At 71.7% G+C, this 12397-nt stretch carries 12 protein-coding genes and 1 pseudogene; all 13 read right to left on the bottom strand.

Translation table 11 applies throughout. The annotated features are described in order from the left end of the window. A pseudogene (locus BU204_RS40800) lies at window positions 1-374 on the bottom strand (hypothetical protein); the annotation flags it as partial. Then, the gene (locus tag BU204_RS18690) at window positions 371-910 is read right to left on the bottom strand and encodes a phage tail protein (RefSeq protein ID WP_075126986.1); all 540 of its coding nucleotides are present in this window, start codon (window positions 908-910) and stop codon (window positions 371-373) included. The pseudogene BU204_RS40800 and the gene BU204_RS18690, both read right to left, overlap by 4 nt. Continuing rightward, a complete protein-coding gene (locus BU204_RS18685) occupies window positions 910-2862 on the bottom strand; it encodes a putative baseplate assembly protein (protein WP_075126985.1) in 1953 nt (650 codons plus the stop codon). The genes BU204_RS18690 and BU204_RS18685 overlap by 1 nt, the downstream gene beginning before the upstream one ends. Continuing rightward, window positions 2862-3275, bottom strand: coding sequence for a GPW/gp25 family protein (locus tag BU204_RS18680; RefSeq protein WP_075126984.1), 414 nt, complete (start codon window positions 3273-3275; stop codon window positions 2862-2864). The genes BU204_RS18685 and BU204_RS18680 overlap by 1 nt, the downstream gene beginning before the upstream one ends. A 13-nt stretch (window positions 3276-3288) precedes the next feature. Continuing rightward, window positions 3289-5223: a phage baseplate assembly protein V gene (locus tag BU204_RS18675; protein WP_075126983.1), complete on the bottom strand. Its 1935-nt coding sequence runs from the start codon at window positions 5221-5223 to the stop codon at window positions 3289-3291. Continuing rightward, complete coding sequence (locus tag BU204_RS18670; RefSeq protein ID WP_075126982.1) at window positions 5220-6185, bottom strand: LysM peptidoglycan-binding domain-containing protein; 966 nt, start codon at window positions 6183-6185, stop codon at window positions 5220-5222. The genes BU204_RS18675 and BU204_RS18670 overlap by 4 nt, the downstream gene beginning before the upstream one ends. A 30-nt stretch (window positions 6186-6215) precedes the next feature. Further along, the gene (locus BU204_RS18665; RefSeq protein WP_083661422.1) at window positions 6216-6668 is read right to left on the bottom strand and encodes a phage tail protein; all 453 of its coding nucleotides are present in this window, start codon (window positions 6666-6668) and stop codon (window positions 6216-6218) included. A gap of 55 nt (window positions 6669-6723) precedes the next feature. Next, window positions 6724-7185 carry a phage tail protein gene (locus tag BU204_RS18660; protein ID WP_075126981.1) on the bottom strand — a complete coding sequence of 154 codons (462 nt, stop codon included), beginning with the start codon at window positions 7183-7185 and terminating at the stop codon, window positions 6724-6726. A 10-nt stretch (window positions 7186-7195) separates the two neighbouring features. Next, the gene (locus BU204_RS41970; RefSeq protein WP_075126980.1) at window positions 7196-9616 is read right to left on the bottom strand and encodes an eCIS core domain-containing protein; all 2421 of its coding nucleotides are present in this window, start codon (window positions 9614-9616) and stop codon (window positions 7196-7198) included. Between the two features lie 13 nt (window positions 9617-9629). Further along, the gene (locus tag BU204_RS40795) at window positions 9630-9788 is read right to left on the bottom strand and encodes a DUF6760 family protein (RefSeq protein WP_332888580.1); all 159 of its coding nucleotides are present in this window, start codon (window positions 9786-9788) and stop codon (window positions 9630-9632) included. Next, a complete protein-coding gene (locus BU204_RS18650; protein ID WP_198942914.1) occupies window positions 9785-10186 on the bottom strand; it encodes a phage tail assembly protein in 402 nt (133 codons plus the stop codon). The genes BU204_RS40795 and BU204_RS18650 overlap by 4 nt, the downstream gene beginning before the upstream one ends. Window positions 10187-10194: 8 nt before the next feature. After that, the gene (locus BU204_RS18645; RefSeq protein WP_083661421.1) at window positions 10195-10653 is read right to left on the bottom strand and encodes a phage tail protein; all 459 of its coding nucleotides are present in this window, start codon (window positions 10651-10653) and stop codon (window positions 10195-10197) included. A 41-nt stretch (window positions 10654-10694) separates the two neighbouring features. Continuing rightward, window positions 10695-12233, bottom strand: a complete 1539-nt coding sequence (locus tag BU204_RS18640; protein ID WP_075126979.1) for a phage tail sheath family protein — start codon at window positions 12231-12233, stop codon at window positions 10695-10697. Window positions 12234-12397: the final 164 nt, after the last annotated feature.

Genomic DNA, 12397 nt, shown 5'->3' with positions numbered 1-12397 from the left:
GGGGGCGGCTTCGGCGCGCCCGGCGGAGCGGGCGGCTTCGGGCCACCACCTGGCGGAGGCGGTGGCTTGGGTGCTCCCGGGGGCGGCGGCGGGGCGCCCGGCGGCCGCGGGGCTCCGGGCGGGGCGCCAGGGCGGGCACCCGGTCCCGCGGCCTTGGTCTCGACCGGGTCGCGGTTGCCGACGTCCAGGTAGAGCGCGGACTGGAGGCGGGCCAACCAGCCCTTCTTCGGCTCCTCCTCGTCCTCCTCCGGCTCCGCGGCCGGTACCGGCACCGGCTTGAGCTTCTCCCCCGTCCACTCGAGGAACGCTCCGCACGACCCGCAGAACGCGTCGGTCTCCTTGTTGTGGAAGCCGCAGCTCTTGCAGACGATCACGGCCGGTCCACCTCCACTCTGTGCACGACGTGCGCCGGCTTGGCCGCCGCGACCGCCTGGTCAACCAGATCCATCGGCACGCTCGTCGGGTCGTGCACGCGGATGCGCACCGCGAGCCGGGGCGAGCCCTCGCCGGGCATGTCCCCGTCCGGAGAGCGGGACCAGCCGACCCCGCCCGAGTCGGCGATCTCCACCCGGCCACCCGTGAGCACCTGCAGGTTCGCCCGCAGCCCGGCCACGGTGCCGCGCATGCGGTACATCTCGACGGCCGTCGCGACGACGGCCCGGCGCCGCTCGATCGGCCAACCCTCCTCGAGCTCGATGCCCACCCAGCCGGCCATCCACTCCAGGAAGTCCTCCGGCGCCAGGTAGGGGTCGAAGTAGTCGACCAGACAGTCCAGAGTGGACAATATGGGCGCCATGACGTCGTCGAAACCGGCGACGAACCGCTCCGTGAACGGGTCCTCCTGGTACACCGCCGGCAGCATCTCGATGATCGGCGTCGGTGTGCCGAGGCCGGGCACCATCCCGCGCATCAGTGGTCCTCCACCTTCACGTGGTGCTCATAGGAGAAGATGAGGCTGTGCGGGTCGACGTCGAGCCGCTGGGTCTCCTCGCCGCGCTCACCGGTCACCGGGTTCGCCCCGAACAGCCGCACGTCCTCCACCAGGTCCACCCCGCGAACCCGCTGCAGCAGCGCGTAGACGTCGCCGGCCTGCACCGGGCGGCCGAACTCCCACCCGCGCCCGTCGCGTCCCCCGCTGATCGGGTTGAGGTACTCGTACAGGGCCGCCAGCGCGTCCGCCCGCACCCGGGCCACGTCCAGCCGCGGCCGGGCGATCACCCGCGCCACCACGGTCACCCCGCGGTAGCGCGGGGGCGAGACCAGCACCCGGGTGCCGACCAGCCGCACCTCGTCCAGCCGGTCGCTGATCCGGCGCAGGGTCTCCTCACCCGGTACCAGCTCGGGGAAGTCGATCCGTCCACCGCTCTCCGCTGCCGCCGGCACGATCAGCACCCGGACCGAGCCCGGGTCGGTGTCGTCGTCGCCTGCGGTGACGCAGCGGACCCGGGCCACGTCGGGTGCGGCCTCCTGGGTGATCGCCTCGTAGTCCTCGGCGGTGACCGCCCGGCTCCGGGTGCGCAGCAGGATCGGGCCGCGGGCCTTGGCCTGCTCGACGCTCTCCCCGTCCACACCGCCGCTCGCCGGCTCCAGGTTCTCCACCCGGCTGACGAACGGGATCGACGACTTCAGCGTCTGGATCGCACCCTTGCCCACGTTGCCGATCCGGCCGCCGCCGGTGGCGTAGCGCCGCATCCGGACCGTCGCGCCGTACTCGGGGACGGCGCCGTACTGGCGCAGCGCGCCGTCGGGCTCCCGGATGGCCGGTCCGAACTGGACGACCCCGGACGCGCCGTCGAGGATGAAGTGCCGGTCGTCCGGGCCGCTGCCGGCGAAGTGCTGGACCTGGCTCCACTCCTGCCAGCCCGCGTCGGACATCGTCTCGAGCGTCGCCGCCCCCGCACCGATCAGGACCGGGCTGCGGGACATCGAGAACTGCTGACCCGGCACCCCCTCGGAGTCGCCGAGCACCTCCTCCTCGACGATCTCGCAGTGGACCGCCTCGACGGCGCCACCGATCGTGCTCGCCGACAGGGCGGCGACGAACGGGGAGGCCGAGTACGTCGGGCAGTCCTCCGGCACGTCGACGACCCGCGCCCGCAGCCAGCCGGCGGCCTCGCCACCGAGCACGGCCGACTCGTGGTCGCCGGGAACGTGCACGTGCACCTCACCGGTGGCGTTGAGCGCGCCCGTGGTGTCGGTCGACACCAGGCAGCGCCGCCACTCCTTGCCGTTCCACGCCTCCCACACCAGCGGCGGGTGGTCGGGGTGCACGCCGACACCCTCGACCCGGCAGTCGAGGTCCAGCCGCACGACGCAGTTGGGCACGGGGTTGGACAGCCCGACGAGCATCGCGTCACCGGCCCGCGGCACGGCGGAGAACACCGGGAACGACTGCCCCATCTTGATCTCGTCGGTGCGGTCGCTCTGCGCGTCCGCGTCCGCCGCCCTGGTGGCCACCCTCGCCAGCGAGCACGGCACGATCTGCAGGTCGTGGCCGGTCGCGAAGACGACGGACTCGTCCACCTCGGTGCGCAGTGTGGCAACGGTGGTACCGGCCGGGATGCCGACCGAGGTGATCGCGGGCGCGGACAGCCAGAACGTCACGTCGGCCTGGGCGGGCGTGGCCGGGATCAGCCGCAGCCCGATCAGCTCGAGGAACTTCACGTACAGCCGGTCGGGCACCTGGTTGAGCCGGAACAGCAGCTGGTCGGTCATGAACGCGAACGTCTCGATCAACGTGACGCCCGGGTCGGACACGTTGTGATCAGTCCACTCCGGACACCGACGCATCACCATCCGCTTGGCGTCGTCGACGAGGTCCTGGAACCGCCGGTCGTCCAGGTTCGGTGCGGGCAACGCCATCAGTAGTCACTCCCGTCCTCGGGGATCGTGTAGAAGGGGAAGACCAGGTTCCGGCGGTCGTTGGTGTCCTTGGGCCGGTACTGGATGTCGATGTGGAGCATGCCGTCCTCCCCGGGGACCGGCGTGACCAGAACGGCCTCCACGTCCACCCGGGGCTCCCAGCGCAGGATCGCGTCGCGCACCACGCGGGTGAGCTCGGCGACCGTCTGCACGTTGACCGGGCGGAAGACGAAGTCGCGGATACGGCTGCCGAACTCCGGACGCATCGGGCGCTCGCCGGGGTAGGTGGACAGGATCAGGCGCATCGCCTGCTCCAGCTCCACCTCCCGGCGCACCAGGGCGATCCCGCCCTGCGGTGCCACCCCGAGCGGGAACGCCCAGCCGGCACCGATGAAGTCCTGCTGTGTCGACATCGGACTGTTCCCTTCAGTTCAGCTTGATCAGCGAGCCCTTGACCTCGACGAGAGCGCTGCTGTTGATCTTCACGCCCAGCTTCCCGTCGAGCTCGAGCTGCCCTTCGGACTGGATCTTGACCCCGCCCATGCCGCCCTTGATCGTGATCGCGCCCATGTCGCCGCACTCGATCGTCAGAGTCCCGGCGGGTGTCTTGCTCGCGGGCGGCTTCGGGTTGCAGGCCAGCGTGACCGTCCCGGCGACCTGGTCGATCACCAGCCCGAGCTTGTCGTCCTTGGTGCCCAACGAGATCGCCGATTTGATCGGCGGCAACCCGGGCGGGCCGGGCGGCAGGTCGTCGGTGAACCGCAGCTTGTTCCCGGCGGGCGAGGCGATGCCGCGTTCGACGACCGAGCCGGAGCCGTTGACCGCGCTGGGCAGCGGCTCGTAGTTGGTGTTCGAGTTGACCAGTCCGCCCAGCACGTAGCCGCGCCGCGGGTCGCCGAACTCGAAGCCGACCAGCACCTCGTCGCCGACCTCCGGCAGGAACAGCGCGCCGCTGCGCGAGCCGGCGCCGAACTGCACCACCCTCGCCCAGTCCGACTCGAAATCCGGCGAGAGCCACGGCAGGGCAACCTTGACCCGGCCGAGCCGCTCCGGGTCTTTGGCGTTGGTCACCACCCCGCAGACCAGCCCGCCGATCTGCGCCCGGTTCTCGGCGATGGTCCCGGTCAGCCCGAGCAGGTTCCTGTTCTGCCGGCCGCTCACCCAGAACCTGGTGTGGTAGCCGTTCTCCTCCGCGTCGAACACGTGGCGGGCGTTGGTCACGGTCCACTTGCCCACGAACTCCTTGGGCACACCGTCGATCTCCACCTGCTCCCCGGCCTGGATCGCCGGGTCCCCCATCGCGTCGCCCTCGGCCTCGGCGAAGGTGCTGCCGATGTGCTCGGCCACGCTCTTCGCGACCTCCTCGGCGGCCCGGGAGGCGGAGACCCCGGCGGCGACCGGCCGGTCGACGACGACGTGCGCGGTGCTGCTCGGCGACGTCCCGAAGTCGATCTTCGGCAGCCCGGGGATCGGCGGCAGCGCGGGCAGGGACGGCAGCGGCGGCAGGAAGCCGTCGGTGAAGGAGTTCGCCAGCTGCTTGGGCACCTGGCCCTCGATGGTGGCGGTTCCGCTGGCCGCGTCGGCCCTCGCGGTCACCACCCTCGCGTCCTTGGAGTCCCACATCCGGACCTCGACCTCGGTGGTGAGGTTGGCCGCCGAGATGCGCGGGTAGAAGCTGATCAGGTTGTCCTTGAACATGAGCTTGCCGGTGCCCAGCCCGACCGCCGAGGCGGCGGCGCTGGCGAGCGCGCCGAGCCCGCCCCCGCCGGCCGCGCTGCCCGACGCCTTGCGGAAGAAGAACTTGTTGCCCGCGACGCCGGTCTCGAAGCCGATCTCCCTGGCCCGCTGGGTGAGGAACTCCCAGTCGGTCTGGGCCACCTGCGCCACGTGGCTGTGGGTGGTGGTGGTCGGGTCGATCGTGCCGATGGTGAGCCCTGCCCCGGACGCCACCTGGCGGGCGATGTCGGCGTCGGTCATGTTGACGAACGTGCGGGTGCGCTTGGCCCGCTGCAACCGGTGGGCGCGCTCGTAGCCCCGGACCACGGTGAAGATGAGGTTCTGCTGGCAGATCGCCTCGATCGAGGTGACCTCGCCGGTGATCAGCGAGGTCGTCGTGCTGTCGGACTCCTTGCCACCGCGGACCTCGATGACCGTACCGATACGGATGCCCGCGTCGGTGGTGAGCGAGCCGTTCTCGTCCACGAAGGTCAGCTCGAACATGTCCGGGAGGTGCAGGTGGGTGTCCACGACCGTGCGGACCAGCATCTCCTCGTAGGCCGGCATCAGCGGCAGGCCGACCGGGTAGCCGACGAAGACTCCCGGGTGGACGATCTTGCCCCACTCGCCACCGAACAGGCTCATCGCCGGCCTCCGGTCAGCTCGTCGGCGTTGGGCAGGTAGACCACCGCGCCGGCGCGCAGCCGGGACGGGTTCTGGATCCCGTTGACCTCGGCGATGCGCCGCCACAGCCCCGGTGTGCCGTAGTTGTCCATGGCGATCGACTGGAGGCTCTCGCCCTCGGCGACCGTGTGGCTGCGCCGGCCGGGCAGGCCGCCCGAGGTCGGGTTGGTCGGCAGGCTGCCGAGGATGGAGGGCACTTCCTCCATGTCGAGCTTGATCTTCGCCCGGATCGGGATGCCCGCGGGGGTGAACCGCTCGTAGACGACGGTGCACGAGATGAGCTTGACGTTGTACATGAAGCCGACCATCGGCGGACCCCAGGTGAAGATCAGCGGGGCCGGGGCGGTGGCGAAGTTGCCGCGCCCGCCGACCAGCGCCATCAGGCCGGTACTGGGGTTCATCCAGGTGAGCAGGGTGTCGCAGCGCAGCTTGGTGAACGGGCCCTCGAACACCACCTCGGCCAGCGCGATCTTGGAGGCCTTGACGTTGCGCATGTAGCTGCCCGAGCCGCCGGAAGTCTTGGCGCCGGTGTTGAGCGCGGTCGAGCCGGGGCGTTGCGGCTTGGTCATCCCGGACGTCGTCGAGCTCCGGGACATGGTGATCTTCTCGGGGTTGAAGTCGAACGGGACGAAGCCGATGTTCGGGGGCGTCGCGCAGGTGAGTGAGGCGGGAACCCGCGCGAGGATCTTCGAGGCGACGTCGATCACCACGCCGGCCGCCGACTCCGCCGCGTCCACGGCCTCGCCGACGCGGTCGGCGACGGTGTTGACCACCGCCGCCGCGGGCTCGGCGGCCGCCTTGAGGTGGTTCCCGGCCGCGTCGGCGGCCTTGCCGGCCATGTCCTTGAGGGGCTGGGCGAGCTGGTCGGCCGCGGCGGCGGTCTGCTCGACGCCCGACTTGGCCATGCCGAATGGGTCGGTCATGTCAGCTGGTCCTCTCGATCTCGCTCGTTCTCACAGGAAGCCCTCGTGCACGAGCGTCAGCGTCTCCACCGCGATGCCGAAGGTCTCGGCCGTCAGCTGGGGACCGTCCCATTTGGCCGGGTACACGTTGCGCAGCGACCAGCTCGCCACCGACTTGAGGTGCGCGTCCAGCAGTGTGATCTCGGCGGTGCCGCCGCCCCCGCTGGAGTGGGCGTTCACCCAGTCGGCGACCTTGCTGCGCAGCCAGGCCTGGACCTGGCGCGAATCGGCCGCGTTCATCGCCCGGACGAGCTGGATGTTCGGGTACTCCAGGTGCCCGGCGAGGATCGGCTGGGTCTCGTAGTTGCCGCCCTCCTTGACCCGCTCGCTCTTGAACTCCACGGCGAGCCCGGTGCACTTGGACCAGCCGCCGAGGTCGATGCCGTCGACCGTCACCCGGAACCGGGTGGTCAAGCCGAGCATCGCGCTCAGGCTCATCGCCATGACCTGTCCCTCCGCCGCTGTCGTGTCGTCGTGCTGTCACGCTGTCCTGTGTGGACTAGCCGGTCCGCTCGTCGTCGAGGAAGCCCTCGTGGTCGAACTCGAGGACCTCGACCGCCACCTGGCTCGCGCCGGCGTCGAACGAGGTGATGTTCCACTTCTTCGGCTTCGCGGCGCGCAGCTCCCAGATCATGACCGCCTGGTCGGACGAGTCACGGAGCTCGATCGTCACCCAACCCTCGCGCTCGTGGGTGAAGGAGTTCTTGCTGAGGAAGTCCTTCACCGACTGGGTGTCGTCCTTCGTGGCCGCCCTGGTCAGCTTGACCGGGCTGTACTTGGTGTTGGCCGGGAAGAACCAGCGCGCGTTGCCGGCGTCGCCGGCGCGGTAGTCCGGCATCTCCCAAGTGACGTCCAGCCCTTCGGCCTTGGCCCAGCTGCCCAGGTCCCAGTCGCCGGGACTGGCCTTCACGAAGAACCGGTTGGCCGAGCCGATCTTGGTCTGGGCGTTCAGTCCCGCCATGTCCTCACTCCTAACGGAAGTCCGTGAGCAGGCCGGCCCGCTCCCGGTCGATCAACAGTTCCATGCGGATCCGGGTCCGTAGCCGGTCGTAGATGCGCGCGGCCAGCTGGTCGAGGTCGAGCCGTTCGACCTCGATCGGCCGGTCGCTCGGGTCGGTACTGGTCGTCTCCGGCGCCGGGGGCGGCGCGGGCACCAGCACCGGCGCGGGTGGCGGGAGCAGCGCCTCGATTTGCTGGACCGGCTGGGCCGCCACCGGCGCGGCCGGCGCGGTCTCCGGCTGGGTGGACTGGGTGGGCGCCGGTGCCGGCGGCTCCGCCTGGGCGGCACCGCTCGCGGCGGCCTGGCCGAAGATCACCGCGCGGGTGGCGGCGGCCTCGGTCTGCTCGGCCACCATGCGCTGGATCAGGCTCATCGTCTCGGCGTCCAGCGTCGTGAGCGGCTGCTGGCCGTTCGAGGCCCGCTCGACGTTCATCACCTGCATCACCTGGGCGGCCAGCTCCTGGTCCTGCCGCTGGTGGCCCAGCGGCAGCTCCGGCGGCAGCGGCAGGTCCGCGACCGAGAGCGGGTCGAACCCGCCGGCGGACGGCTCGGCGAAGCCGGACGGCGCGGACGCCGCCTCGATGGCCAGCGCCTCCTCCTCCGCGGTGGGCGCGGTCCACTCCTCCAGCGTGCGGATCGCGCTCGCCTCGGCGATGAGGTCGATCTCGTCGCGGACCGGTGGCGCCAGCGGGGCCGGCGTGACCGCGTCCGGCACCGGCGGCGCCGGTGGTGTCGGCGGGAGCAGCGGCGCGACCGTGGGCGGGACGACCGGCTCGCTGGCCACCAGCGGGGCGAGCTGCACCCCGACGGTGCGCGCGGCCTGGCTGATCACCTGGGTCAGCGACGGGTGCAGAAGCGGCGCCGGCTCGGCGTGCGCGTGTCCGGAGTGCCCGGAGTGCGCGTGCTCGACGGCGACCGCCGCCGCCTCCAGCGCCGCACCCGCCGGGGTGTGCACGGCGGGCAGCGTGGGGCCGAGCGTGCGCTGCTGGACCGCGTGCACCAGCTCGTGCGCGAGCAGCCCGCGGGCCTTCGGGGTGTCCAGCGGACCGGCCTCGTCCGGCAGGTACACCTCGCCACCGCGGGCGAAGGCGCGGGCGCCGAGCGAGCGTGCCTCCGCGGACACCTCCGGTCCGCGGTGCACCGGGATCGAGGACACGTCCACCTGGTGCGGGCCGCGCAGTGCCGAGGCCAGGTCGGCTGGCACGTACCCGGCGACCCGCCTCGGCGGCTGGGCCGTCCGCGCGGGGGTGGCGGGGACGACCGGACGGGGTCGTTGCCGTCCCGGGCTGCTCCGGTAGGTGAGCGGCACCGCGGCGGCCGGGACCTCGCGCCTGGTGACCGGTTGGGGGGTCACCGGAGGTGCCGAGCGCGGCGTCACCGGTGCCGCCGGGGTCGGCGGCACCGGTGCCGGGTCGGGTCGGGGGTGGCGCAGGGCCGGCCGGGGCGGTGGAGCGGGCGGCGGGGCGGGCGGCGGCTCGCCCTCGGCGTCGTCGTCCCCGGTGTCCCTGTCGCCGGTGTCCCTGTCGCCGGTCTCCCTGTCGCCGGTCTCCCTGTCGCCGGTCTCCCTGTCGCCGGGGTCCTGCCCGGCCGGGGCCGACGGCTCGGACACCCGAGGGGCGGCGACCGGTTCGGGCACCGAGGGCGGGGACACCGATTCGGCTGCCGGCTGTTCCTCGGGGTGCTTGAGCGGTGCTCCCAGACCGAGCCGGCGGCTCTGCCCGAGGCTCGGCCGCCGGGCCGGCCGCTCCGGCAGCGGTGGCTTTTCTACTGTGGACGGTGCCTGGGTGGCGACCGGGGTGGTGGGCCGCTCGACCACCTTCGACGGCGGCAGCACCGGCTTGGGCGCGGTTTCCGCCCTGGGTGCCGGGCGGGCCGGCTCCGGGTCGGACTGCGTGCCCTGGTTCAGCCACTCCGGGACGTAGCGCATCCAGCCCGGCGCCCGGTGTGGGACCGCCGGCTCGCGCGCCTCGCCGACGTAGCCGCCGGTGGCCTCGACCATCGCGGCTGGCCCGGTGCCCGGCGGGCCACCGCGGACCCGCCGCCGGTGCACAAGCGGGCGCACGGGCTCCGGGAGCGGCGACGCCGGGGCCGCGGCCGGCTCGGGCACGTGTGGCACGACCTTCGCGAGCCCTTCCACCCGGCCCATCGCCGGAGCCACGGCCGGACCGGACACCGAACGGTGCCCGGGCAGCGGCGGCAGTACCGGTGGTGGCCCGGTGACCAGCGGCGCGGGGCGGTTCACGGTGACCGGCAGCGGCGGCAGGGTCAACCACTGCCGCCCGGACGGACGCGCGACCGGCGCCTGGGCACCGGCCGCCACCGCCGGCGCGACGTCCGAAGTGGACGGGTTGGCCGGAGCCGCCGCCCCCTTGCGCCGAAACGGCCACCGCATCAGCGTTTCCTCCCTAGTCGTCCGCACCGAAGGCGGTGTGGATCTTCCCGATCTCCCCGATCACGCGCTCCCGCACCGGGTGCTCGAGGTCGAGGATCGAGTCGAGGTTCCAGTGCAGGTAGTAGGCGACGTACGCGACTTCCTCCCACATCCGTTCAGCCGCGTACGTCACGATCCCCCCGGCGCATCACCGGCGACGTCCACCGCGAAGTCGTTGCCGCAGTGCGGGCAGCTGACCGCGACCTCGGTGTGGCCGTCGGCGTTGATCCGCCGGTACAGGTCCTGCATGAACGCCAGGTCGGACGCGAACAGGTTCTCGATGACGAACGTGTCCACCGCGGGCAGGCTGCCCAGCGAGGTGACCGTGCGCTCCAGCAGCAGCACGGTCAGGTACGCCGGGTTCTGCTTGGCCCGCTGGTCGGCCTGGGTGGTGATCTCGTCCCGGGCCGTGGCGAGGCGCATGACGCCTTCGCGGTGCACGCCGCCGTGCTCGTCCACGTAGCCGCGCGGCAGGGTGAACGGGTACTCGGTGCGCAGGCCCGGCTCGGCCTGCGGCATGGTCTGGGACATCGTGGCGGTCACGCGGACACGCGCTGGATGCGCTCGGACACGATCGTGACCGTCTCCATCAGCACCTCGCTCGACCCGGCCTTGAGCGCGCCGACCTCGAGCTTGGACGGCCAGGCGTGCTCGAGGTGGTAGCGCGCGACCGGCTTGCCGTCCGTGGAGTACATGACCAGCGAGCAGCTCTTGCGGGCGGCCACGATGTCGCCCATCAGCACGGCCTCGTGCCAGGCCCACAGCTCCATGCTGGAGTTCTTGCCCCGCTTGAGGACCAGCGTCGCCGGCTTGGCCTTGCCCGGCAGCTTCTTGAGGATGATCTCGTTGTCGGTGGACTCCATCAGCTCCACCGGCTCCACCTCGGTGGTGATGCCCTGCAGCTCGGAGAACGAGGCGATCTCGTAGCCGTCGATGGTGATCGAGAACCGCGCGGCGGTGATCGCGTCGTTCGGCTGGTTCGGCCCTAGTCCGGCCATTGTGGATGCTCCTTACGTGGGAAGGACGTGGGGTTGGAAGGTCACTCCTCGAGGCCCGCGCCCTCGGCGAACTGCGAGATGCGGAAGACCACGAACTCGGCCGGCTTCACCGGGGCGATGCCGATCTCGACGGTGAGGATGCCGGCGTCCCGGTTCTCCGGCGGGTTGTTCTCCTCGTCGCACTTGACGAAGAAGGCCTGCGCCGGGGTCTTGCCGAACAGGGCGCCGTCGCGCCACACCCGGCGCAGGAACATCGTGACCGTGCGCTTGACCGAGTCCCACAGCTTGGGGTCGTTGGGCTCGAAGACGACCCAGTTCGTCCCCTGAAGGATCGACTTCTCCACGTAGTTGAACAGCCGCCGCACGTTCAGGTAACGCCACTCCGGGTCGCTGGACAGCGTCCGCGCGCCCCACACCCGGATGCCCTGGCCGCGGAAGGAGCGGATGCAGTTCACACCGATCGGGTTGAGCGTGTCGTGCTCACCCTTGGTGATGTTGAGCTCCAGGGTCACCGCGCCGCGCACGACCTCGTTGGCCGGTGCCTTGTGGACACCGCGGGTGGAGTCGTTGCGGGCCCAGATGCCGGCCATGTGGCCCGACGGCGGGACGAAAGCCTGCTTGCCGGCCACCGGGTCGGCGACCTTGATCCACGGCCAGTACATCGTGGCGTACTTGGAGTCGTAGCCAGTGACGTCCATCCGCCATTCCTTGACCTCCTGGGCCTTGAGGCCGGGCGGGGTGTCCAGGATGGCGACGCGGTCGGCCATCAGCTCGCAGTGCGCGATCATGGCCAGCTGGACGGCCTTGACGTCCTCAGCGCTCAGCACGCCGCGCTGGTAGGCGGCCATGAGGTCGGGCACGGCGAGCATGGTGATCTCGTCGATCGCCTCGAGACCACCGAAACCCGTGCGGTCCGAGGAGTTGCCGACGTAGTCGTTCGCCTCGACCTTGACCGGGCTGGTGCCGGGCGCGCCGAGGGCGATCTCGCCGTGGCGGGGCGCGACGAGCGCCTTGCCCTTGGTCTCCTCGACGACGATGAGCTTGGACTGCTGGCGGACCACGGTCGCCACGTTGTTGGCGCCGCGCTTGGTGGTGACGTTGTCGAACGTCTCGACCGGCTGGCCGCCCTGCTTCACGATGAGCTTGAAGGTGTCCTCGGACTCCTCGCTGGCCGGCGCCACCTCGACGGTCAGGTCGCCGGCGTCCGCTGCACGCGCGGAGATCGTCAGCGCGGGGCGTCCCTCGGCGCCCGCGGCGGGCAGCTCGGCGGCCGGCAGGGCGGCCTGGCCGTTGCCGGTGTCGCTGTTCTCCTGGCCCCCGCCGACCCGCACGACGTAGGCGGTGCCGCCGCCGTTCTGGAAGTAGCCGTAGACCGCGTGCGCGAGGTAGTACCCCTCGACGAAGTCGCCGAAGTTCTGCCTGAACTGCGTCCAGTTGGTGACGAGCACGGGCTCGTGCAGGGGGCCGCGCTCGGCGAATCCCACGAAGGCGGCCACCGCGGTCCCGACGGCCTCGATCGGCCGCGAACCCGACGACACTTCCTCCATGTACACACCGGGCGCGAGGTAACTGCTGGCCATCTCGGGTGTCTCCCTCGTTGCGTGGTGAGCGGGCCGCCGGCGGCGTGGCTACCCACCACCGGCGGCTACGTCTGATCCTGTTGGTTGGCCGCCGGCAGCCGCAGTCGTCGGCGGGCGGGGCAAGGGGCAACCGCGGCCGCCCCTTCGGGCGGCCGCGGGGTCCT

This window comes from Actinophytocola xanthii (genome assembly GCF_001921205.1).
Classification (GTDB): Bacteria; Actinomycetota; Actinomycetes; order Mycobacteriales; family Pseudonocardiaceae; genus Actinophytocola; species Actinophytocola xanthii.
The sequence above is the reverse complement of the archived record's forward strand: the minus strand, read 5'-3'. Positions and strand labels throughout refer to the sequence as shown.

Bases quoted from the DNA above. Each gene is read 5' to 3' on its own strand.
- BU204_RS18675 (WP_075126983.1), bottom strand. From the start codon at position 5,223: ATGAGCCTGTTCGGTGGCGAGTGGGGCAAGATCGTCCACCCGGGAGTC.
- BU204_RS18645 (WP_083661421.1), bottom strand. From the start codon at position 10,653: ATGGCCGGACTAGGGCCGAACCAGCCGAACGACGCGATCACCGCCGCG.
- BU204_RS18685 (WP_075126985.1), bottom strand. From the start codon at position 2,862: ATGGCGTTGCCCGCACCGAACCTGGACGACCGGCGGTTCCAGGACCTC.
- BU204_RS18640 (WP_075126979.1), bottom strand. From the start codon at position 12,233: ATGGCCAGCAGTTACCTCGCGCCCGGTGTGTACATGGAGGAAGTGTCG.
- BU204_RS18650 (WP_198942914.1), bottom strand. From the start codon at position 10,186: ATGTCCCAGACCATGCCGCAGGCCGAGCCGGGCCTGCGCACCGAGTAC.
- BU204_RS18680 (WP_075126984.1), bottom strand. From the start codon at position 3,275: ATGTCGACACAGCAGGACTTCATCGGTGCCGGCTGGGCGTTCCCGCTC.
- BU204_RS41970 (WP_075126980.1), bottom strand. From the start codon at position 9,616: ATGCGGTGGCCGTTTCGGCGCAAGGGGGCGGCGGCTCCGGCCAACCCG.
- BU204_RS18665 (WP_083661422.1), bottom strand. From the start codon at position 6,668: ATGGCGATGAGCCTGAGCGCGATGCTCGGCTTGACCACCCGGTTCCGG.
- BU204_RS18690 (WP_075126986.1), bottom strand. From the start codon at position 910: ATGCGCGGGATGGTGCCCGGCCTCGGCACACCGACGCCGATCATCGAG.
- BU204_RS18670 (WP_075126982.1), bottom strand. From the start codon at position 6,185: ATGACCGACCCATTCGGCATGGCCAAGTCGGGCGTCGAGCAGACCGCC.
- BU204_RS18660 (WP_075126981.1), bottom strand. From the start codon at position 7,185: ATGGCGGGACTGAACGCCCAGACCAAGATCGGCTCGGCCAACCGGTTC.